At 39.4% G+C, this 22659-nt stretch carries 24 protein-coding genes and 1 riboswitch; of the genes, 11 read left to right on the plus strand and 13 right to left on the minus strand.

Features of this window, described 5'->3' with window-relative positions; all coding sequences use genetic code 11:
• Positions 1 to 50 precede the first annotated feature (50 nt).
• The 10 genes from ilvC to PAN07_RS04250 form a co-directional block, all read right to left on the minus strand.
• The gene (gene ilvC, locus PAN07_RS04205) at positions 51 to 1073 is read right to left on the minus strand and encodes a ketol-acid reductoisomerase (protein WP_075566465.1); all 1023 of its coding nucleotides are present in this window, start codon (positions 1071 to 1073) and stop codon (positions 51 to 53) included.
• Between the two features lie 49 nt (positions 1074 to 1122).
• The gene (gene ilvN / locus PAN07_RS04210) at positions 1123 to 1599 is read right to left on the minus strand and encodes an acetolactate synthase small subunit (protein ID WP_075566463.1); all 477 of its coding nucleotides are present in this window, start codon (positions 1597 to 1599) and stop codon (positions 1123 to 1125) included.
• The gene (locus PAN07_RS04215) at positions 1592 to 3292 is read right to left on the minus strand and encodes an acetolactate synthase large subunit (RefSeq protein WP_142558183.1); all 1701 of its coding nucleotides are present in this window, start codon (positions 3290 to 3292) and stop codon (positions 1592 to 1594) included. The genes ilvN and PAN07_RS04215 overlap by 8 nt, the downstream gene beginning before the upstream one ends.
• A gap of 204 nt (positions 3293 to 3496) precedes the next feature.
• Positions 3497 to 4186, minus strand: coding sequence for a 50S ribosomal protein L1 (gene rplA / locus PAN07_RS04220; RefSeq protein WP_001085672.1), 690 nt, complete (start codon positions 4184 to 4186; stop codon positions 3497 to 3499).
• 96 nt (positions 4187 to 4282) lie between these two features.
• The gene (gene rplK, locus PAN07_RS04225) at positions 4283 to 4708 is read right to left on the minus strand and encodes a 50S ribosomal protein L11 (RefSeq protein WP_269797205.1); all 426 of its coding nucleotides are present in this window, start codon (positions 4706 to 4708) and stop codon (positions 4283 to 4285) included.
• A 233-nt stretch (positions 4709 to 4941) separates the two neighbouring features.
• Entirely contained in the window at positions 4942 to 5427 is a 486-nt protein-coding gene (locus PAN07_RS04230; RefSeq protein ID WP_269797325.1) for a GNAT family N-acetyltransferase, read from the minus strand.
• The gene (locus PAN07_RS04235; RefSeq protein ID WP_269797206.1) at positions 5402 to 5821 is read right to left on the minus strand and encodes a ParB N-terminal domain-containing protein; all 420 of its coding nucleotides are present in this window, start codon (positions 5819 to 5821) and stop codon (positions 5402 to 5404) included. The genes PAN07_RS04230 and PAN07_RS04235 overlap by 26 nt, the downstream gene beginning before the upstream one ends.
• A 27-nt stretch (positions 5822 to 5848) precedes the next feature.
• Positions 5849 to 6499, minus strand: a complete 651-nt coding sequence (locus PAN07_RS04240; protein ID WP_006150305.1) for a phosphatase PAP2 family protein — start codon at positions 6497 to 6499, stop codon at positions 5849 to 5851.
• The gene (locus tag PAN07_RS04245; RefSeq protein ID WP_006150358.1) at positions 6489 to 7052 is read right to left on the minus strand and encodes an ECF transporter S component; all 564 of its coding nucleotides are present in this window, start codon (positions 7050 to 7052) and stop codon (positions 6489 to 6491) included. The genes PAN07_RS04240 and PAN07_RS04245 overlap by 11 nt, the downstream gene beginning before the upstream one ends.
• Positions 7053 to 7198: 146 nt before the next feature.
• Positions 7199 to 7433: riboswitch (FMN riboswitch) on the minus strand.
• A gap of 54 nt (positions 7434 to 7487) precedes the next feature.
• Positions 7488 to 7991, minus strand: coding sequence for a tRNA (cytidine(34)-2'-O)-methyltransferase (locus PAN07_RS04250; protein ID WP_269797207.1), 504 nt, complete (start codon positions 7989 to 7991; stop codon positions 7488 to 7490).
• Between the two features lie 419 nt (positions 7992 to 8410).
• Between PAN07_RS04250 and trkA the strand changes: the two genes are divergently transcribed.
• The 3 genes from trkA to PAN07_RS04265 all read left to right on the plus strand — a co-directional run bounded on the left by trkA (position 8411) and on the right by PAN07_RS04265 (position 12007).
• Positions 8411 to 9760, plus strand: coding sequence for a Trk system potassium transporter TrkA (gene trkA / locus PAN07_RS04255; RefSeq protein ID WP_269797208.1), 1350 nt, complete (start codon positions 8411 to 8413; stop codon positions 9758 to 9760).
• A 3-nt stretch (positions 9761 to 9763) separates the two neighbouring features.
• Entirely contained in the window at positions 9764 to 11203 is a 1440-nt protein-coding gene (locus tag PAN07_RS04260; protein WP_269797209.1) for a TrkH family potassium uptake protein, read from the plus strand.
• Between the two features lie 111 nt (positions 11204 to 11314).
• Positions 11315 to 12007 carry a CPBP family intramembrane glutamic endopeptidase gene (locus PAN07_RS04265; protein WP_269797210.1) on the plus strand — a complete coding sequence of 231 codons (693 nt, stop codon included), beginning with the start codon at positions 11315 to 11317 and terminating at the stop codon, positions 12005 to 12007.
• A 172-nt stretch (positions 12008 to 12179) separates the two neighbouring features.
• Here the strand turns inward: PAN07_RS04265 and PAN07_RS04270 are convergent, their stop codons facing one another.
• The 3 genes from PAN07_RS04270 to PAN07_RS04280 form a co-directional block, all read right to left on the minus strand.
• Positions 12180 to 13724: a peptide chain release factor 3 gene (locus PAN07_RS04270; protein ID WP_269797211.1), complete on the minus strand. Its 1545-nt coding sequence runs from the start codon at positions 13722 to 13724 to the stop codon at positions 12180 to 12182.
• Between the two features lie 209 nt (positions 13725 to 13933).
• Entirely contained in the window at positions 13934 to 14626 is a 693-nt protein-coding gene (locus PAN07_RS04275; protein ID WP_269797212.1) for a TIGR02206 family membrane protein, read from the minus strand.
• Positions 14627 to 14650: 24 nt separating this feature from the next.
• Positions 14651 to 15337, minus strand: a complete 687-nt coding sequence (locus PAN07_RS04280) for a TIGR02206 family membrane protein (protein WP_269797213.1) — start codon at positions 15335 to 15337, stop codon at positions 14651 to 14653.
• Between the two features lie 212 nt (positions 15338 to 15549).
• Between PAN07_RS04280 and gatC the strand changes: the two genes are divergently transcribed.
• The 8 genes from gatC (at position 15550) to nusB (ending at position 22608) form a co-directional block, all read left to right on the plus strand.
• Positions 15550 to 15852: an Asp-tRNA(Asn)/Glu-tRNA(Gln) amidotransferase subunit GatC gene (gene gatC, locus PAN07_RS04285; RefSeq protein ID WP_225750684.1), complete on the plus strand. Its 303-nt coding sequence runs from the start codon at positions 15550 to 15552 to the stop codon at positions 15850 to 15852.
• Positions 15852 to 17318: an Asp-tRNA(Asn)/Glu-tRNA(Gln) amidotransferase subunit GatA gene (gene gatA, locus PAN07_RS04290; RefSeq protein WP_269797214.1), complete on the plus strand. Its 1467-nt coding sequence runs from the start codon at positions 15852 to 15854 to the stop codon at positions 17316 to 17318. Before gatC ends, gatA begins: the two co-directional genes overlap by 1 nt.
• Complete coding sequence (gene gatB / locus PAN07_RS04295; RefSeq protein ID WP_269797215.1) at positions 17318 to 18766, plus strand: Asp-tRNA(Asn)/Glu-tRNA(Gln) amidotransferase subunit GatB; 1449 nt, start codon at positions 17318 to 17320, stop codon at positions 18764 to 18766. The genes gatA and gatB overlap by 1 nt, the downstream gene beginning before the upstream one ends.
• Positions 18767 to 18838: 72 nt before the next feature.
• Positions 18839 to 19801, plus strand: a complete 963-nt coding sequence (locus PAN07_RS04300; RefSeq protein WP_269797216.1) for a zinc-ribbon domain-containing transport protein — start codon at positions 18839 to 18841, stop codon at positions 19799 to 19801.
• Between the two features lie 9 nt (positions 19802 to 19810).
• Positions 19811 to 21142 carry an SPFH domain-containing protein gene (locus PAN07_RS04305; protein ID WP_269797217.1) on the plus strand — a complete coding sequence of 444 codons (1332 nt, stop codon included), beginning with the start codon at positions 19811 to 19813 and terminating at the stop codon, positions 21140 to 21142.
• A 79-nt stretch (positions 21143 to 21221) separates the two neighbouring features.
• The gene (gene efp, locus PAN07_RS04310; RefSeq protein ID WP_269797218.1) at positions 21222 to 21782 is read left to right on the plus strand and encodes an elongation factor P; all 561 of its coding nucleotides are present in this window, start codon (positions 21222 to 21224) and stop codon (positions 21780 to 21782) included.
• A gap of 21 nt (positions 21783 to 21803) precedes the next feature.
• Positions 21804 to 22193, plus strand: a complete 390-nt coding sequence (locus tag PAN07_RS04315) for an Asp23/Gls24 family envelope stress response protein (RefSeq protein ID WP_075566411.1) — start codon at positions 21804 to 21806, stop codon at positions 22191 to 22193.
• Positions 22186 to 22608 carry a transcription antitermination factor NusB gene (gene nusB, locus PAN07_RS04320; RefSeq protein ID WP_269797219.1) on the plus strand — a complete coding sequence of 141 codons (423 nt, stop codon included), beginning with the start codon at positions 22186 to 22188 and terminating at the stop codon, positions 22606 to 22608. Before PAN07_RS04315 ends, nusB begins: the two co-directional genes overlap by 8 nt.
• Positions 22609 to 22659: the final 51 nt, after the last annotated feature.

Below are 22659 nucleotides of genomic sequence, written 5' to 3' on the forward strand. Positions count from 1 at the left end.
AAAATGTGAAAGCGAGCTCGGTCCCCCCAACTCGCCTTCTTCTTTACATATTAGTTATAGATTTTAAAGGCATCATCGTCATTTTTTCCAACGAATGGCATTGCTTTACGCAATTCAACACCGACTTTTTCAATCTCAAGGTCAGCTGCTTGTTCACGGTAGGCAGTCAATTTTGGACGACCAGCTTTATAGTCGTTCACGAAATCATTTGCAAATTTACCATTTTGGATATCAGCAAGAACAGCCTTCATATTTTCTTTGACTTGGTCAGTGATCACACGTGGACCTGAAACGTAGTCACCATACTCAGCAGTGTTTGAGATAGATTGACGCATTTTCTTGAATCCACCTTCGTAGATTAAATCAACGATGAGTTTCATTTCGTGAAGAACTTCGAAGTAAGCCAATTCAGGGGCGTAACCAGCTTCAGTCAAGACTTCAAATCCTGCTTCCATCAAGGCAGTCAAACCACCACAAAGAACTGCTTGTTCACCAAACAAATCTTCTTCAGTTTCTTCTTTGAAGCTTGTTTCAAGAAGCCCAACGCGCGCTGAACCAACACCCTTAGCCCAATCCATAGCGATATCTTTAGCATTTCCTGTTGCGTCTTGGTATACTGCATAAAGCGCTGGAACACCAAATCCTTCTTCGAAGGTACGACGTACCAAGTGACCTGGCCCTTTAGGAGCACACATGAATACGTCAACACTTTCTGGAGCTTTGATGAATTCAAAGTGGATGTTGAATCCATGAGCAAAACCAAGTGCATTACCAGCTTCCAAGTTTGGAGCTACTTCTTCTGCATAAAGGTCTGCTTGAATTTCATCCGGAGCCAAGATCATGATGACATCAGCCAATTTAGTTGCCTCTGCTACTGTGTAAGTGTCAAATCCATCTTCTTTTGCCTTATCAAATGACTTACCTGGACGTACACCGATAATCACGTCGTGACCAGTATCACGCAAGTTTTGAGCGTGAGCATGACCTTGTGAGCCATACCCAATAACTGCGATTTTCTTGCCATCTAGTGCTGCTACTTTTACATCTTTTTCATATTCCATTTGTACTGCCATTGTTTTCTCTCTTTTCTATATTTTCTAATTGTCTCTTAGGACTTTATTGTTAATCACGAGTAAATCCAGTTGCACCCGTCCGAGCAATATTTCTAATTCCATATGGTCGAATCACTCGCAACAAGGCTTCACTCTTTTCAGCATTCCCAGTCATTTGAATGGTAATAGAGCTTGGCGCCACATCAACTACTGTCGCACGGAAAGGTTGAATAATTGCCAAAATCTCTGCCCGTTTTTCTGCTGGTGCTGAAACCTTTACTAAGATCACTTCACGCTCTAAATGAGGATGGTCTGTAATGTCGCGAACACGAATCACATCAATTTGACGATTGAGTTGTTTAATGATTTGCTCCACTTCATCATGAGAAGCTACATCAATAATAATCGTAATTCTTGAAACATTTGGATCCTCAGTCGCACCGACTGAAATACTCTCAATATTTACCTGACGGCGTGAAAGCACACCTGTGAAACGGTTGAGTACTCCTGAGCGGTTTTGGAGTCTAGCTGTTAACATTCTACGCATTAAACTTCACCCCCAACATCTCATGATTACTCTTACCAGCAGGAACCATCGGAAGAACGTGTTCCTTACGGGAAATATCGACTTCGATAAACATCGGCACATCTTCTAGAATAACCTCTAAATCCTTTTCAAGAGTTTCTGGATTATCAAACTTATAGTTTTTTATACCGTATGCTTGAGCCATTAACTGGAAATCAGGAAGTGTATCAAATACAGACTCCGAAGTTCTTCCTTCATAGAAAGATTCTTGCCACTGACGAACCATACCTAATGAGTGGTTATTAAGCATAATAACTTTGATTGGCACTCTATAGATATTCAAAATAGCTAACTCTTGGTTGGTCATCTGGAAGCCACCATCTCCCACAAAGAGTACTACTTCCTTATCTGGATTTGCAATCTTTGCTCCGATAGCTGCTGGTACCCCAAATCCCATGGTTCCTAAACCACCTGAAGTTACAAGTTGACGCTCATTTTGATATGGATAATACTGAGCTGTCCACATTTGGTGTTGCCCAACGTCCGTTACGACAATGGCATCACCTTTGGTCAATTCACCAACTCGTTCAATAACTGCTTGCGGTTGAACGACACGTTCTTTTTTATCATAAGAACGAACACGGTTTTTATCCTTGGTTACTTTATCAATCCATTTTGTTGTGTCATTGTGAACAATAGGCTCTGCAAGGAGCATTTCTAAAGCTTTCTTTGCATCTCCAACCACTGGTATATCCGCACTAATTATCTTACCAATCTCTGCTGCATCGATATCAATATGGGCAACCTTAGCATTTTTGGCAAAAGTTTTTGGATTCCCAGTTAAACGGTCATCAAAACGGCATCCAATGCTAATCATGAAATCAGCCTCGGTCATTGCTATATTTGCTGCAAATGAACCATGCATTCCACCCATACCTAAGAAAAGCGGGTGACTAGTGGCAATAGTCCCTTGTCCCAAAAGTGTTGTTACAACAGGAATTTGGTAACGTTCTGCAAATTCATTTAATTCTTTAGAAGCTTCAGCATAACTAATACCACCACCAGCAAGTAGAACTGGTTTTTTAGCTCTTGATAAGTGCTTCAATATTTTTTTAATCTGCATCTCATTCGGTTCAAGAGTTGGTTGGTAACTAGGAAGAACGACTTTAGGTGAATAGATAAAATCTGTTTCCAAAGCTGAGACATCTTTGGGAAGGTCAATAACAACTGGTCCCGGACGACCTGTAGTTGCAATATGAATGGCCTCCGCTACTATTCTTGGAATATCTGCAGTTTCACGTACTTGATAGTTGTACTTAGTGATTGGCATAGTAATACCAACGATATCTGCTTCTTGGAAGGCATCCTTACCAATACCAGGACGCGCTACCTGACCTGTAAAAACTAAGAGTGGAACGCTATCGCTCATGGCATCTGCAATACCTGTAATGGCATTAGTTGCTCCTGGTCCACTTGTGACGACCGCAACACCAAGCTTCCCTGTTGATTTAGCATATCCTTCAGCTTCATGAAGACAGCCTTGTTCATGACGGCCAAGAATATGACGAATACCTTTAAAATTATATATGGCATCATATAGAGGTAAAACTGCCCCGCCTGGATAACCAAAAATTGTATCAACGCCTAAGTCACGAAGTGTTTCTAAAACTAAATCCGATCCTGTCTTAGGAGTTTCTAAAGTGATTTTCTCCATTCTTCCCCTTTCTCTTCTCTTAAAATGACTTGTTTCTATGATACCATTTTTTCAAAAATTTTCAATAGAAAAGAAACAATTTTCTGAATTTTCTATATAGACGATTTTCAATATCAAATTAAATTAGTAAAATTTTATATTATGACGACAAAAAAGGTTGAGGTAAATCTACCTTCAACCTTTTTGTTTTAAATTTTATACTTATTAAAGTGAGTTAACGTCAACCTTGATACCAACACCTTGAGTAGTTGTGATTGTCAAGCTTGTTACGTAAGTTCCTTTAGCAGTAGCTGGTTTAGCTTTTTGGATTGTTTCGTTGAATGCTTTGAAGTTTTCAACCAACTTGTCAGCTTCAAATGAAACTTTACCGATGATAGCTTGTACGATACCTGCACGGTCTGCACGGTAAGTGATCTTACCACCTTTAGACTCTTCAACTGCTTTAGCAACATCCATTGTTACAGTACCAGTTTTAGGGTTTGGCATCAAGTTACGTGGTCCAAGGACACGTCCAAGACGTCCAACAAGAGCCATCATGTCAGGTGTAGCGATAACTACGTCGAAGTCCAACCAACCGTCGTTGATTTTAGCAACAAGGTCGTCTTCACCAACGAAGTCTGCACCAGCAGCTTTAGCTTCTTCAGCTTTTGCACCACGTGCAAATACAAGAACGCGAGCTGTTTTACCAGTACCGTTTGGCAATACCATTGCTCCACGGATTTGTTGGTCAGCTTTTTTCACGTCGATGTTCAAGTTGTAAGCAACTTCTACAGTTGCATCGAATTTTGCAAAGTTAGTTTCTTTTGCAAGAGCTACAGCTTCTTCTACGCTGTATGCTTTTGTGCTGTCGATTTTCTCAAGAGCAGCACGAAGTTGTTTGCTTTTTTTAGCCATTTTCTATTCTCCTTGTAAGTGGTTCAATCGATTTTCATCTCCCACGTCACTTCTCGAAATGATGAAGTCTTGCGGGTTATCTTGGGATGTTATTGATTAGTCAACAACGTTGAATCCCATAGAACGAGCAGTACCTTCGATCATACGCATTGCAGACTCAAGGTTTGCAGCGTTCAAATCTGGCATCTTAGTTTCTGCAATTTCTTGTACTTGCGCACGAGTAACTGAAGCAACTTTTGTTTTGTTAGGTGTACCTGATCCTTTTTCAACACCTGCAGCTTTTTTCAAAAGAACAGCAGCTGGTGGTGTCTTAGTGATGAAAGTAAATGATTTATCTTCGTATACTGAGATAACAACTGGAATGATCATACCAGCTTGATCAGCTGTACGAGCGTTGAACTCTTTTGTGAATCCCATGATGTTGATACCAGCTTGACCAAGAGCAGGTCCAACCGGTGGAGCTGGTGTAGCTTTACCAGCAGGGATTTGCAATTTTACAAGTTTTTCGATTTTTTTAGCCATTTTTAAATCCTCCTTTGTGGTTTTGGCGGTAATGATAAGATTTTTACCTCCCACAAGTATGTTTTACACATACCCTACTATTATACACTAATCTATCCCAAATGCAAGAGAAAAATTCTATTTTTAGAGAAATTTTATAACTGAATTTGCCTATCATTTCGATTTTAAAAGTGTTGCAAACTATGAATTTAAAAACCGCTCTATTTTTGAGCGATTTTTAAAAATAATTTAGCCTAGTTAGTGTCCAGTTTTAAGAGAAAGCCAACCCCACTTTCAGTCCTTCTACTTTCCACAAATCCAAGAGATTCAAAACATCTTCTAGAGATAGGATTAAAAGTGTAGATTTCTTGAACTTTCAATTCTGTCCATCCCCTTTGACGAGCTAGATCAATCAAAGCCTTCAAAACTTTGCGTCCAAGTCCTTGATGCTGATAAGTTGGATTGCCAATCACAATAGGAAGATTCTCCTGAGATAAGGTGACATCACCAATTGGAAACCACTCCCCCTTTTCTCGAAACTCAATCCAGAACAAATTCCCGTTACTTTCTAAATAGGAATACATGGTATTTAATTTTTCCAAACTATAGGGTATTCTAATGCCGTCTACAAGTTCTACCAAATCCACATCTTGATACCAGCCCAAAGTTGCATCATGATGATCTGCTAAAAAATAGGGAACTAGACGTAAGGAATCATCTATCTGAATGATTTTTGTCATCATTTTCTACTCCTAATACTAGCTCCGCTGCTTGATTAAAACCATCACACCAGTTATACCATTTTGCTTCATACTCATCTTGAGGTAAGATACGATTTTTTAGATCTAAAATAGAGTAAATCTTTCTTTCCTCACAAGCTTGCGCATAAAGATGATAGATTTCATCACCACCATCTTTATCAAACTCAGCAGAAATCGTATCCTGACCTAGTAACAATGCCTGATAAGCTCTGTGATGCCCGTCTGTAATTAGCAAACGATTTCCAAATGCAAGAACACTGATTGGATTAATACTTGGCTTTTCTACCGACTGATAAAGCATCTGAATATCTTGCAACTTCTTCTCTGATAAGTAAAGTTGACTCGGATGAAGATCCTTTATGTTGACTTCCATTTCTTTCTCCTCAAGAGAATTTGATACCTACTTCTGCTTACCTGTAAATCTCCACTGAAAGCGCAGCTTGTCGTAAAAAGGAAACTCAATAAACAAGATTCCTAGACCTAGACTCAGGCTTGCCAGAACATCTGATGGATAATGGACACCAAGATAAACTCTAGAGACAAGAACACTAACTAGGTAAAGTCCTAATAGTCCTTGCAAAGCTAGCTTTGTAGTAGTGTTTTTCACTCTCTGACCTAGGATAATGATCAAGGAACCGATGAGTAAAGTCACCGCCAGTGAATGCCCACTTGGGAAAGAAAAACCCTTTTCCTCCACTAAATGTAAAATATCTGGTCGTGGACGTTGATACAGGTGTTTTAAGGACACAATTAAAATACCGGCCAGACCAAGATTCCCAGCTACCAATAGGCTCTCAGTTTTCCACTTTTTCAGGTAAAAGATAGCAATCAAAATAATAGCCCAACTAATGACAATAGGTAAATCAATCAGACGTGTAATTCCACGAAAAATCAAAGTTAAGGTCTCGGGTAAATCACCTCGAATAGCTGTTTGAACCGAGGAGTCCAATGTTACCAGTTGCTCTGGATAAAACTTAACGACATAACCCAGAATTACAAATAGTAAAAGGGCAAAAGAGCCCTTTGTTAAATATGTTTGTTTATCTTTCATAACGTTTTAAAGTTACCTTTAAGAAGACATAAATCAACCAAAATGCTAGTGCAAAGATAACACCTTCAATTAAGTTAAAAGGTAAAACCATTGTCAACAGATAGTTGCTTAGTCCTAGAATTTTCTCAATATCAAAATTAGCAAATTTAGAATATAAGGGAACTGCATACACATAGTTAAGAACTAGCATAGCCAAGGTCAAACCAATCGTACCAGCTAGGGAAGCTAAAGCGAAACGAATTGGTGTTCGATCTTTTTTCCATATCAAACCAAATGCAAGAACAAAAACTCCTAAAGCCACAATATTCATCGGCAAACCGATATAGGTGCTGACTCCTTGATTATTTAAAATCAACTTAAGCAAGGAACGAAGTAAAATTATCACAAAAGCTGCGGGTAAATCAAGCACAATCAAACCTACTAAAACTGGTAATATGCTGAACTCAACTCTTAAAAAGGACGCCGCAGGCAAGAGTGGAAAGTCAAAGTACATCAACACAAATGAAAGTGCTGATAAAATTGCAATGGTCGAAAGTCGACGTGTGTTTGTCATAACAGGTTCCTCCAATTTTCTATAAAATCAGAAGAAGTTGGAAAGTACCACTCTATCTATCAACTCAACTATATCAAAAACAATCTATTGGTCAAAAACACCAAAAGAACTTCCTATATATTTAAGTGGAATAGATAAAATTATTCTTTCGTCTTCTCCCATCCAGACTATACTGTCGGTTGTGGAATCACACCACATCAGCTTGCGCTCGCGGACTTCTTTTAGAGTATGGAAACGGAGATTTTTCTTTTAGACTAGGCGACAAGCTATAGGCATAACTTTTGGTTAGGCAAAGCTTGGCAACAAAGTATAAAAGGAAAAGAACATTTCCGACTAAAAGTCACCGCCGGTCGGGAATCTCACCCAGCCCTGAAGACCCTTTTATCATAACAAAAAATGCTTGCAAGTGCAAGCGTTAAGTATTCGCTTTCATGATTATTTCAATTTGTCAGTCTCATAGGTATGAACCAAATCCAAACCGGCAAAATTCTGTTGACGCAAAGCTTCGTAGACAATCATGCAGACAGTGTTGGAAACATTGAGACTACGGACATGTTCATCATTCATAGGGATGCGAAGAGCCTTTTCTGGATGCTCCCTCATAAAGTCTTCCGGCAAGCCTTTATCTTCCCTCCCAAAAAGGAAATAATGATCCCCTTCCGTTGTAAAATCAGCGTCCGAATAAACCTTTTCTGCAAACTTGGAAATCAAGTAAAGCTGCCCATCGATTTTCTTTACAAAATCAGACAAACTATCATAAAAATAGATTTCAAGCTTATCCCAATAATCTAAGCCAGCTCGTTTCATTTTACGATCGTCAATAGGAAAACCCATAGGTTTGATGATATGTAAGGGAGAATTGGTTGCTGCACAAGTACGCGCAATATTTCCTGTATTTTGTGGAATCTGAGGTTCAAATAATACAATGTGGTTTGTCATAATTTGCTTCCTTTTATCATTGCAAAAAAATAGCCACACTGCCCGGAGTCAAGCTCAGCAAACAGCGTGGTTAAGGCATCGTTAACTTACCTCACAACAGGTTTGAAGTAAATCAGCGAAACTACTTTCTTAGTATATCACTTTCAGATTGATTGTCAATAGAAACGTCTTGAATTTTTCACTTTTTTCACAAACATATTTGCATAGTCAGTAAACACTCTAACAATTATTAAAATCGTTATATCTCAGAATACCATATCTTGAAAAACAATGAAAATTTATAGGAAATAAAGATTTTTATGATTTGACTTTTAAGATTAGGAAATGTCTCGGAATAGATAAAACTAGCGGTTCTTAAGTGCATTTTTTTATAAAAAAGAGTATGATAGAAACATATTGAAAAAGTAGGTTAAATAACTATGAAAATTATCCTTGTCGGAGGGGGAAAAGTTGGTTCCGCCCTCTGTAGCTCTTTAGTAGCAGACGATCATGATGTCGTCTTAATTGAGCAAAATGAAACAGTCCTTAATTACATGACAAGACGTTTTGATATTATTGGACTTGCAGGAAATGGAGCTGACTTCGCTATGCTAGAAGCAGCTAATGTCCAAGATTGTGATGTTTTTATTGCCATGACTCAGTACGACGAAGTCAATATGGTTGCAGCTGTTCTTGCTAAAAAAATGGGAGCAAAAGAAACAATTGTTCGTGTTCGTAATCCTGAATATTCCAACCCTTATTTTAAAGAAAAAAATATTCTTGGATTCTCGCTGATTGTCAATCCTGAATTACTGGCAGCTCGTGCTATTGCCAATATCATAGACTTCCCTAATGCACTTTCAGTTGAACGTTTTGCTGGTGGTTTGGTCAGTCTAATGGAATTTATCGTTCGAAAAGACAGTAATATCTGCCAAATGTCTATAGCTGATTTCCGTAAAAAATTTGGAAATGTCATTGTCTGTGCTATTGAACGTGATCACAAACTCATGATCCCAAGTGGTAACATGATTCTTGAAGATAAGGATCGCATCTTTGTTACAGGAGACCGGATTGACATGATGCTCTTCCATAACTACATCAAATCTAGAGTAGTTAAGAGCTTACTCATCGTAGGTGCTGGTAAAATTGCATACTATTTATTAGGTATTCTAAAAGATAGTCGCATTGATACCAAGGTCATCGAACTCAATCCTAGTCGGGCGGCCTTTTTCAGCGAAAAGTTCCCAAAACTCTATATTGTGCAAGGAGATGGGACTACCAAAGACACCCTTCTAGAAGAAAGTGCGCAACACTATGATGCTGTCGCTACGCTTACTGGGGTCGATGAGGAGAATATCATTACCTCGATGTTCTTAGATAGTATTGGAGTTCAAAAAAACATCACTAAAGTTAATAGAACTAGTCTTTTAGAAATTATTAATACCCCAGATTTTTCAAGTATCATCACGCCGAAGACGATTGCTGTTGATACAATCATGCACTTTATCCACGGGCGAGCCAATGCTCAATATTCTGATCTTCAAGCTATCCACCACCTCGCAAACGGTCAGGTAGAAACTATACAACTTCTTATCAAAGAAGAAAATAAAATGACAGGCAAACCTTTGTCAAATCTCAAATTTAAGAAAGATATCTTGATTGCTGCTATTATCCGAAACGGAAAAACCATCTTCCCAACAGGCGAAGATACTCTTGAAGTGGGAGATAAATTGGTTGTCATTACCTTGCTATCAAATATCACTAAGATCTACGATCTGTTAGAGAGGTAAGCCATGAATAGAAGTATGATTCGCTTTCTTCTCGCAAAACTCCTCTTAATTGAAGCAGTTTTGCTACTAGTTCCAGTGGCTATTGCTCTATACTACCAAGAATCAAGCCAGGTCTTTATCGCCCTTTTTTCTACTATTGGCATTCTAACCTTACTGGGTGGCGCAGGGGTTATCATTAAACCAAAAGAGAAACACATTTACGCAAAAGAGGGAGTCTTAATCGTTTCCCTCTGCTGGATTCTTTGGTCCTTCTTTGGTGCTTTACCTTTTGTCTTTTCAGGTCAAATCCCGAACTTGATAGATGCATTCTTTGAAATCAGTTCTGGATTTACAACAACGGGAGCAACAATTTTAAACGATGTGTCTGTCCTAAGTCGTTCTCTATTATTCTGGCGAAGCTTTACCCACCTCATTGGAGGAATGGGGGTACTTGTCTTTGCCTTAGCAATTATGGATAACGCTCAGAACAGTCATATGGAGGTCATGAAAGCTGAGGTTCCTGGACCTATTTTTGGAAAAGTAGTCTCTAAACTTAAGAACACCGCACAAATTTTATATGTACTTTATCTAGCTCTCTTTGTCCTCTTTATCATTCTTTATTACATGGCAGGAATGCCACTCTATGACAGTGTCGTTATTGCTATGGGGACTGCTGGTACTGGTGGTTTCACTGTTTATAATGATGGTATTGCCCACTATCAAAGTTCTTCAATTACCTATCTCACCAGTTTTGGGGTTCTAGTATTTGGTGTCAATTTTAACCTCTACTACTATCTCATGCTACGTCGAGTAAAAGAGTTCTTTTTTGATGAAGAGCTTCGGACTTATTTTTTGATTGTTGCGACCGCAACTGCTCTAATCACTTTAAATACAGTCCATCTTTATCATAATGTCTCAGAAAGTTTTGAGATGGCTCTCTTTCAAGTTTCAAATATTATCACTACAACTGGTTTTGGTTATGGAAATATTACTAGTTGGCCCCTCTTCTCTCAATTTATCCTACTCTTATTGATGGCTATCGGAGGCTCTGCTGGTTCAACAGCAGGTGGTCTTAAGATCATTCGAGGACTCATCATGGCAAAAATTGCTAAAAATCAGGTGTTATCAACTCTATCTCCTCACCGTGTCCTCACTCTCCATGTCAATCAAGCAGTAATTGATAAGGATACCCAGCACAAGGTTCTCAAATATTTTGTGATTTATGTCATGATTCTAATCGGCTTGATTTTCATCATCAGCTTAGACAATAATAATCTGTTGATTGTAACAAGTGCTGTATTTAGCTGTTTTAACAATATCGGCCCTATCCTTGGCACAACAGCAAGTTTTTCAATCTTTAGTCCTTTCTCAAAGATCTTGCTTTCTTTCGCTATGATTGCTGGGCGACTTGAGATATACCCTATCTTACTGCTCTTCATGAGAAGAACTTGGTCTAAACGATAAAAATAAAATCCTCTCCAATTCGAGAGGATTTTTTACATTTATTTTATGGCGTCTGATAGAATCCTCCTTGCAAATATGTTATAATAAAGTAAATTTTCAGGAGGAACTTCAATGAATTTTTTTAAAGATTATCGCAAACGACTTGCATGGTTTGGTATTTTACTGGTAGCCATCGTTCTTTCACAGACCCCAATGGCACTTCTAGGTTTGCTAGCCCAAACTGAGATTCCTTCCATCTGGTCTGGAATCATTATTAGCCTTGTTTCTATACTTGTTTTAGCTATCTTTTTGTATGGCGCTCATAAAAGTGAGCTTTTAGTGATTAAGAAAAAACTCTTTAGTATCAACGATTTGCCTAGAATTGCCTTGAGTTACCTAGCTATCTTTGTTGGAAATCTCATAGGTGGCATCATGTTACAATTACTTAATCAAACAACAACTTCCAACCAACAAATTCTCAATAATCTCTTCTCTGAAAGCTCACTTATTGCTATGTTCTTTCTAGTCGTTTTAATTGCGCCGATTTGTGAAGAGATTATCTGTCGTGGCATTATCCCAACCAAGCTCTTCCAAGGCTATGAAAAAGTGGGATATGTACTAGGGTGGCTACTCTTTCTCCTAGCTCACGTTCCTTCAAATTTCCCGTCATTTATAATTTACGGTTGGATGTCTGCTGTCCTAACTTGGACCGCATACACAACGCGTCGTATAGAAATGTCTATCGCCATTCATATGGTCCTAAACAGTGTCAGCTTTATTTTGCTTACCCTAGTAGTATTATTATCGAGATATATTGGCATGTAAACTAGGACAGGAAAAAACTTAAAACAACTACTTAAAAACCCATGAATATTACTATTCATGGGTTTTCTATCTGTTACGACGTAAAACTTTACTAGTTGAGCGCCTAGCCAAGTTCCATAGAAACTTGGCGTTAGTTACTTAGATTGTCACACAATCAAGTAACTCTGGTGATCTACATTTTTTCTTCCAACTCCACGTCTGGATACTTGTCCGCAAACCAGCGAAGGGCAAAGTCATTTTCGAAAAGGAAGACAGGTTGGTCAAAGCGGTCTTTGGCCAAGATGTTTCGACTTGAAGACATACGCTCATCCAAATCCTCTGGTTTAATCCAGCGAACGGTCTTTTTACCCATTGGGCTCATAACGACTTCTGCATTGTACTCATTTTCCATCCGGTGCTTGAAGACTTCAAACTGCAATTGACCAACGGCACCTAACATGTATTCACCTGTTTGGTAGTTGGTATAGAGCTGAATAGCTCCTTCTTGTACCAATTGCTCGATTCCCTTGTGGAAGGATTTTTGTTTCATGACGTTCTTAGCAGATACCTTCATGAAGATTTCAGGGGTAAAGGTTGGCAGTGGTTCAAATTCAAATTTGTTTTTGCCAACTGTCAAAGTATCTCCCACCTGATAAGTACCAGTATCGTAAACCCCGATAATATCTCCTGCTACGGCATTGGTCACATTCTCACGACTTTCTGCCATAAATTGGGTAACATTTGATAGTTTAGCACTCTTACCAGTACGAGGAAGATTAACACTCATACCACGCTCGAATTCACCCGATACGATTCGAACAAAGGCGATACGGTCACGGTGACGAGGGTCCATGTTGGCTTGAATTTTAAAGACAAAACCTGAGAAATCCTTATCATAAGGGTCGACAAGTTCACCGTCTGTTTTCTTGTGCCCATGAGGTTCTGGAGCAAACTTGAGGAAGGTTTCTAAGAAAGTCTGCACCCCAAAATTAGTCAAGGCCGAGCCAAAGAAGACTGGTGTCAAATCACCTGCAAGAATGGCTTCCTCTGAGAATTCATTTCCTGCTTCATTCAAGAGTTCGATATCCTCTTTCACTTGTTCGTAAAATGGGTTGCTAGCAAAGAGTTTATCGCCATCTTCTAGGCTGGCAAAACGTTCATCCCCTTTGTAGAGTTCCAAACGTTGGTTATAGAGGTCGTAGAGCCCCTCAAAGGCTTTCCCCATCCCGATTGGCCAGTTCATTGGGTAGCTAGCAATACCTAGGACTTCTTCCAATTCTTGCAAAAGGTCTAGTGGTTCACGACCATCTCGGTCCAACTTATTCATAAAGGTAAAGACTGGAATCCCACGATGTTTAACAACCTCAAATAATTTTTTGGTTTGGGCCTCGATACCCTTGGCAGAGTCCACCACCATGACGGCAGCATCCACCGCCATCAAGGTACGATAGGTATCTTCTGAGAAATCCTCGTGCCCTGGAGTGTCTAGGATATTTACGCGCTTACCATCATAGTCAAACTGCATCACAGATGAGGTTACCGAAATCCCACGTTGTTTTTCGATGTCCATCCAGTCAGATTTGGCAAAAGTCCCTGTTTTCTTCCCTTTTACGGTACCAGCTTCTCGAATTTCTCCCCCAAAGTAGAGCAATTGTTCAGTAATAGTAGTCTTACCCGCGTCTGGGTGAGAAATAATGGCAAAGGTACGGCGTTTCTTAATTTCTTCTTGAATAGTCATAAGTTCTCTTTCTTTCTACTTTTTTAATTATTTCGACTTTTAATCACTCTTTGTTACATTGGACTCTAAGATTCCTTTCAACACTCCATTATATCGGATTTTAGAGAGTTTTTCAATCGCTTATAAAAGAAAAAGCAGGTCAAGATAGTTGACCTACTTTTGAGATTCTTTTGTTCAATATTTATTTTATATCGCTAGTTACAATCTCTTCAAAATTTAATTGTTTCTAAAGCAATTTTCTTTTTCCAGCGTTTCTTAAACAAAATATCAAAGAGTACTAGAGCTGAAGATAGAATGATAGAAACCATAAGATACTTTATCCATAAAGGAGCGTTAGGAATAAAAGGTGTCGCATTCAAAAGCCCATAATTCCCTCCCGTTACTTGGTTGACCCCTACTAAAAATAGATTGAGAATAAAGGTGTAAGCGATAATTCGATACTTTTTAAGTAAGGTCTTATCGTAGTGATTCATGAGATAAACCAGAGAATTAACCAAAAGAGCGTAATGTCCAATCAAGAATGAAAAGCTGGTAATATGCGGAAAGTCATAAGGATCAAAGACTGGATAACCCAAGGCAAATACTGCCCCGCTAGCTCCCAAAAGTGCAAAATACTGCTTGATTTTCCACTTATCTGGCAGAAAAACAACAGCAAACATGGCCAAACGACAATGGTAAAGAGGTAGGCTGTTTGAAAACGGAATGCTAAAACCAATATACCAAGTGTAAAGAGCTAATAACTGGACTATTTGAATCCCTTTAAAGAGTTTAACAAATGTTGAATTCTCGTGATAAGCAAGTGAACCGTAAATAGATAAGGCAAGTAACAAAATGATTACCCCATACCAGATGATAGAGATGGCAGGCGGTGCAGTCGATTCAGTTGTAAAAAAATGATTCATAAAATCTCCTTATGGTAACAAATTTCAGATTTTTGTCTTCCTGATTGTATGTTTATATTTAACAAGTTGATTGATGAGGATGATAACTCCTATCATCAAGCTGGTCACTATCAAATAGTTAAGCAAACCGCCATGATCCCCAATCATAGGAGGCTTGCTCATAAAGCCATAATTCCCTCCTGTTGCAAAATTAGCTAGAAAGATAATAGCATTGACACCAAAGGTCATCTGACAAATCTTCCAAATATCCCTATTTTCAACGTGATAATATCTAACAAGATAAATCAAGCAGTTAGCCAAGAGGGCCCAGTGTCCGAAAACATTGTTCACCGAGGAAACATGGGGGAAGGGAAAAGGATAAAAAACTGGATAAACTAAAGCCATGATAGAACCAAAGACTCCCAACAAGGCAAAATATTGTTTAAAAAATGTCTTATTTGGAGCAAAAAGAATAATCCACATAGCCATGCGGCTATGGTAAAAAGGGAGAGCCTCAGACAGGGGCAGGCGCGCCGAAATATACCAAGCGTTGATAATCAGCAATTGGATCAATTGTCCCCAATACCAAAAATCTCGATAGCGCTTAGAAGAGGTATAACGAATCGATAAAACGGTTATAACTACTAAAGACGTAGGTAATAAAAAGTACCAGGCTCCCAAGTGTGGAGGGACTGTTTTTTTACTGGTAAAAAGCAACTCCCAAAGCGTCATGTTTCATCCTTAACATGTTCTAGTTTGATTAATTCTACATCCTTTTTACCAACTAGAAACTACTGTTATTCTTTCTACTGATTTCAACCATTATATCGAATTAAAATCCTTTTTTCAATTTCTATTTCTTTTCAGCTTCTCTTGCCTTATTTATAGGAAAATATGGTAAAATAGAACAGATAAATAATCATCATTTCACGAAAGGATATCCGATGAAAATTACGCAAGAAGAGGTAACTCACGTTGCCAATCTTTCAAAATTAAAATTCTCAGAAGAAGACACTGCTGCATTTGCAACAACACTCTCAAAAATTGTTGATATGGTCGAATTGCTAAGTGAAGTCGACACAACTGGTGTCGCACCTACTACAACTATGGCTGACCGTAAAACTGTCCTCCGACCTGATGTGGCTGAAGAAGGAACAGACCGTGACCGCTTATTTAAAAATGTGCCTGAAAAAGATAACTACTATATCAAGGTGCCAGCTATCCTAGATGATGGAGGAGATGCCTAATGACTTTTAACAATAAAACCATTGAAGAGTTGCACAATCTCCTTGTTTCTAAGGAAATTTCAGCAACTGAACTAACTCAAGCAACTCTTGAAGATATCAAATCTCGTGAGGAAGCCCTTAATTCATTCGTTACTATCGCTGAAGATCAAGCTCTTGCACAAGCTAAAGCCATTGATGAAGCTGGAATCGATGCTGACAATGTTCTTTCAGGGATTCCCCTAGCTGTTAAGGATAACATTTCTACAGATGGTCTCTTAACAACAGCAGCCTCAAAAATGCTCTATAACTACGAACCTATCTTTGATGCAACAGCTGTTGCCAATGCAAAAGCTAAGGGCATGATTGTCGTCGGGAAAACCAACATGGACGAGTTTGCCATGGGTGGATCAGGCGAGACTTCTTACTACGGTGCTACTAAAAATGCTTGGGATCACAGCAAGGTTCCTGGTGGATCATCAAGTGGTTCAGCTGCAGCAGTAGCTTCTGGACAAGTCCGTTTATCACTTGGTTCTGATACTGGTGGCTCTATCCGCCAACCCGCCTCCTTCAACGGGATTGTTGGTCTCAAGCCAACCTATGGAACAGTTTCACGTTTTGGTCTTATTGCATTTGGTAGCTCATTAGACCAAATCGGGCCTTTTGCACCAACCGTTAAGGAAAATGCCCTCTTGCTTAATGCTATTGCTAGCGAAGATACTAAAGACTCAACTTCTGCCCCTGTCCGCATTGCTGACTTTACTTCAAAAATCGGTCAAGACATCAAAGGCATGAAAATTGCTTTGCCTAAGGAATATCTTGGTGAAGGGATTGACCCAGAGGTTAAGGAATCTATCCTCAACGCTGCTAAGCACTTTGAAAAACTCGGTGCTATCGTTGAAGAAGTTAGCCTTCCACACTCTAAATACGGGGTTGCAGTATACTACATTATTGCTTCTTCAGAAGCTTCATCAAACTTGCAACGCTTTGACGGAATCCGTTATGGCTATCGTGCAGAAGATGCAACTAATCTTGATGAAATCTATGTAAACAGCCGTAGCCAAGGTTTCGGCGAAGAAGTAAAACGCCGTATCATGCTTGGTACTTTCAGTCTTTCATCAGGTTACTATGATGCTTACTACAAGAAGGCTGGACAAGTTCGCACCCTCATTATCCAAGATTTCGAAAAAGTCTTTGCGGATTATGACTTGATTTTGGGACCAACTGCTCCTAGCGTTGCCTACGACTTGGATTCACTCAACCATGATCCAGTTGCTATGTACTTGGCTGACCTTTTAACAATTCCTGTCAACTTGGCTGGTCTACCAGGGATTTCTATTCCTGCTGGATTTGTTCAAGGTCTACCAGTAGGACTCCAATTGATTGGTCCTAAGTATTCAGAAGAAACAATCTACCAAGCTGCTGCTGCCTTTGAAGCAACAACAGATTACCACAAACAACAACCCGTGATTTTTGGAGGTGATAACTAATGAACTTTGAAACAGTCATTGGACTTGAAGTCCACGTAGAGCTCAACACCAATTCAAAAATCTTCTCACCTACTTCTGCCCACTTTGGGAATGACCAAAATGCCAATACAAACGTGATTGACTGGTCTTTCCCTGGGGTACTACCTGTTCTCAATAAAGGTGTTGTCGATGCTGGTATCAAAGCAGCTCTTGCCCTCAACATGGACATCCACAAGAAGATGCATTTTGACCGCAAGAACTACTTCTACCCTGATAATCCTAAAGCCTACCAAATCTCTCAGTTTGATGAGCCAATCGGTTACAATGGGTGGATCGAAGTGGAACTAGAAGATGGTACGACTAAGAAAATTGGTATTGAACGTGCTCACTTAGAAGAAGATGCAGGTAAAAACACCCACGGTACAGATGGCTACTCTTATGTTGACCTCAACCGTCAAGGGGTACCATTGATTGAGATTGTATCTGAAGCAGACATGCGTTCACCAGAAGAAGCCTACGCTTATCTAACAGCCCTTAAAGAAGTTATCCAATATGCTGGTATTTCTGACGTTAAGATGGAGGAAGGCTCTATGCGTGTGGATGCCAACATCTCCCTTCGTCCTTATGGTCAAGAAAAATTCGGTACCAAAACTGAGTTGAAGAATCTCAACTCCTTCTCAAATGTTCGTAAGGGTCTAGAATACGAAGTGCAACGTCAGGCTGAAATCCTTCGTTCTGGTGGTCAAATCCGCCAAGAAACTCGCCGTTATGATGAAGCTAATAAAGCAACTATTCTCATGCGTGTTAAGGAAGGTGCTGCAGACTACCGCTACTTCCCAGAACCAGACCTACCACTCTTTGAAATTTCAGACGAGTGGATTGAGGAAATGCGCACTGAGTTGCCAGAATTTCCAAAAGAGCGCCGTGCTCGCTATATTTCTGACCTTGGTTTATCAGACTACGATGCTAGCCAGTTGACTGCCAATAAAGTCACTTCTGACTTCTTTGAGAAAGCTGTTGCCCTAGGTGGTGATGCTAAGCAAGTCTCTAACTGGCTCCAAGGTGAAGTAGCCCAGTTCTTGAATGCTGAAGGTAAGACGCTTGAACAAATCAAATTGACTCCAGAAAACTTGGTAGAAATGATTGCTATCATCGAAGATGGAACGATCTCATCTAAGATTGCTAAGAAAGTCTTTGTCCACCTAGCTAAAAATGGTGGAGGTGCTCGTGAATACGTTGAAAAAGCTGGTTTAGTTCAAATTTCAGATCCTGATGTTTTGATTCCAATCATCCATCAAGTCTTTGCGGATAATGAAGCTGCTGTTGCCGACTTCAAGTCAGGCAAACGAAACGCTGACAAGGCCTTCACAGGATTCCTCATGAAAGCAACCAAAGGCCAAGCCAACCCACAAGTAGCCCTCAAACTGCTTGCCCAAGAATTGGCTAAGTTGAAAGAAGATTCATTATAATATAACTGTCACAAGCTAATAAAAATTCTAGCTTGAGGCCTTGCACTTTGTACTCACATAGTTAGGAGACATATGAAAAAGTTATATACTCTTATCGCTACTTGCTTGCTTCTTCTATTTGTGACACCCCTACAATCAATCGATGCAGGTGTCGGCCATTCTCGAAGTGGTAGCTCTAGTCGCAGTAGCTCCAGTTCAAGTAGTAGCCGAAGTCGTTCCAGTAGTAATAGCGGTAGTTCTTCCTACAGAAGTAGCTACCGTTCTGGTGGTAGTTCCTATAGTTCGAGTTTCTCTAAGCAAGAGTTGTACGGAATTGTAGTCTTTTTAATAGGTGTTTATGTAGTTGTCTTATTTCTAAAGAGTAAAAGTAATCAAAGCTCATCAGAAAAATCCTATAGTCGCGCTACTGTATATTATCCCCCAAACCATCGTCGAGTTGAACACAATACAATAGCTACTAGTCGTGTTAAATATGGCGATCCAAACTTTGATGCGGATGCTTTCACTTCATGGGTTAGAGAAGTTTACATCCAATTACAGGCAGCCTGGACTAAAAAAGATTGGAATTTGGTGCGCTCACTTGAAAGTGCTAGCCTCTATTCTCAACACAGTGCTCAACTGGAAGACTATATCCAATCTCAAACAACGAATGTTTTGGAACGTGTTTACGTTGAAAATGTTCGAATCAAAGATTTCTACGAAAATCCAGATGGAAATGATACTTTGATCGTTATCTTATCGTCTACCTTGAGAGACTATGTCATCGAAGACAAGACTCGTAAGGTTATCGAGGGAGACCCTCAACAAGATCTATTTACAGTTTATCAAATGAACTTCATCCGCAAACATGGCAGTCAAACTGAAAGCAATGTCCAAGATGAAGCTGTTAGTGACCACTGTCCAAACTGTGGTGCTCCACTTAAAATCTCAGCTATTAGTCAATGCGATTATTGCGGAGCTGAACTCACACGTAGTCCAAATCAATGGGTTCTTGATACCTATGAAGTTGTGGATGAAGACGAACTTTATAATTAGGAGGAAATTATGGGATTTATTCGTGCTGCCCTTTCAGCTGGGCTAAATAGTTTTAATGATAGCAAATTCAAGGAAGCCGTTGTACTTCCAGACCACGTCTCTTCAGACGTCATGGCCATCAAGGGACTATTGCTTACAAAAGATCCTGACGGTGGTTCAAGACAAAGCAACCAAAATACTGGTCTTTTAACAGACGGTTCTGTTGTTATTGTTCCTCAAGGATATGTTGCTATTCTTGTCAATAACGGTACCTTCCTAGGGGATGTACTTGAAGCTGGAAGCCATGAATGGCGTGCAGGTGATAACGCTTGGCTCCTTGAAAAAGGTGGAATCAAGGGTACTTGGGAAAACTTCAAAAACCGCTTCTCTTTTGGTGGACAAGTTATTACTCGACAAGAAATCATCTTTATCCGTATGCAACCAATTGCAGGGAATAAATTTGGTACCCAAAATGCTGTAGAGTATTTCAGTGAACGTTACCAACAATTGCTCAACATTCGTTTCTACGGCTTGTTTGATATTAAGGTTGCGGATCCAGTTCTTTTCTATGTTAGCTCTATCAGTCAACAAATTGAAGATCACAAACCATTTACACTCCAAGATATTGCTCAAGGAACTCTTCGACAAAATATCTCTCCTAAAATTGCGATTGCAATTGCCAAATTTACTAATGAGTACCGAGTTGATATCTATAGCCTCAATGCTAATCAAGATACTTTTAATGAAATCGCTAAACAAGAAGTCAACAAGGTATGGACTGGTCTTTACGGTATTGAAGCAACCAATATCCTTCTTGAAGACTTGAGTTATGACCAAGAAAGTCTTGAAATTGTTCGCAAACTTGATAGCGAACTAGTTGCCATGAAATACAACACGATTGAGATTGAAGAACGTCGTGCTCGTAACGAAGCTCTCATTGCGGCTGCCAATAATGAAGGCAATGGCAATGGTATGAACATGATTATGGGAATGAACCTAGGACAAACCCTCGGTGGTCAAATTAACCAACAGGCCCAACCTATGAATCCAAATCAAAGCTATACTCCGGTACAACCCGCTGATCCAAACCAAGCTGTTACTCCCGTACAAACTGCAAATCCTGAACAAGTTGCTAGCCCAGTACAATCTGTTAATCCTGAACAGACTATTATCCCCGAACAAGCAAGTAACTCAGTGGAACCTACTCATCAAGAAGTAACAAGTCCTGCAGAAGAAACCAATAAACCTGAACAATCAACCAATTCAGAACAAACTGCAAGTAAAAACTTTTACATCGAAGTAGATGGAAAATATGTATTAGTAACTAGAAATGAAAATGGGGATATTGTACCCGTCAACTAGTTCATCTTCTCTGATATTTGAGAATTTTAGGCTATTATGATACAATAAAGAGTAAACTATTTATAAAAGAGGTATAAACATGATTGAAGCAAGTAAACTAAAGGCTGGTATGACCTTTGAAACAGCTGACGGAAAATTGATCCGTGTTTTGGAAGCTAGCCACCACAAACCAGGTAAAGGAAACACTATCATGCGTATGAAATTGCGTGATGTCCGTACTGGTTCAACATTTGAAACTAGCTACCGTCCAGAGGAAAAATTTGAACAAGCGATTATCGAAACTGTGCCAGCACAATACTTGTACAAAATGGATGGAACAGCTTACTTTATGAATACTGAAACATACGACCAGTATGAAATTCCTGTTGCTAACGTTGAAAACGAATTGCTTTATATCCTTGAAAACTCTGATGTTAAAATCCAATTCTACGGAACTGAAGTAATCGGTGTAACAGTACCTACAACTGTTGAATTGACAGTTGCTGAAACTCAACCATCTATTAAAGGTGCGACTGTTACAGGTTCTGGTAAACCAGCAACTATGGAAACTGGTCTTGTCGTCAACGTTCCTGACTTTATCGAAGCTGGACAAAAACTTGTGATTAACACTGCTGAAGGAACTTACGTTTCTCGCGCTTAATCTCTAGAAAGAGGTCATTCTATGGGAATTGAAGAACAATTTGGCGAAATCGTTATCGCCCCACGTGTACTTGAAAAAATCATCGCTATTGCTACTGCCAAAGTAGAAGGAGTCCACTCTTTCTCAAATAAATCAGTATCTGATACTATTTCAAAACTCTCACTTGGTCGCGGTGTATATCTAAAAGAATCTGACGAAGAATTGACAGCTGATATCTATCTCTACCTTGAGTATGGTGTTAAGGTACCTAAGGTAGCAATGGCTATCCAAAAAGCCGTTAAGGATGCGGTTCGTAATATGGCAGATGTCGAAATCTCTGCTGTCAACATTCACGTTGCTGGCATTGTGCCCGATAAGACTCCAAAACCAGAATTAAAAGATTTGTTTGATGAGGACTTCCTCAATGACTAGTCCATTATTAGAATCTAGACGCGAACTACGTAAATGTGCTTTCCAAGCACTTATGAGTCTTGAATTTGGTTCTGATTTAGAGACAGCTTGTCGCTTTGCCTACACTCATGATCGTGAAGACGAAGAGGTAAAACTCCCTAACTTTCTTACAGATCTAGTATCAGGTGTTCAAGCTCAAAAAGAGGATTTAGATAAACAAATTACTCAGCACTTGAAAACAGGTTGGACAATTGAGCGTTTAACCTTGGTTGAAAAAAGTATTCTTCGTTTAGGAGTTTTTGAAATCACTTCCTTTGATACTCCTCAACTCGTGGCCGTTAATGAAGCTATTGAGCTTGCAAAAAGCTTTTCAGATCAAAAATCAGCCCGTTTCATTAACGGACTGCTCAGTCAATTTGTAACTGAAGAAAATTAAATATAAAAAGTGTTTGATAGATATCAAACACTTTTTATTTGTCTCCTCAAA

The sequence above is a fragment of the Streptococcus sp. SM5 genome (assembly GCF_027497975.1).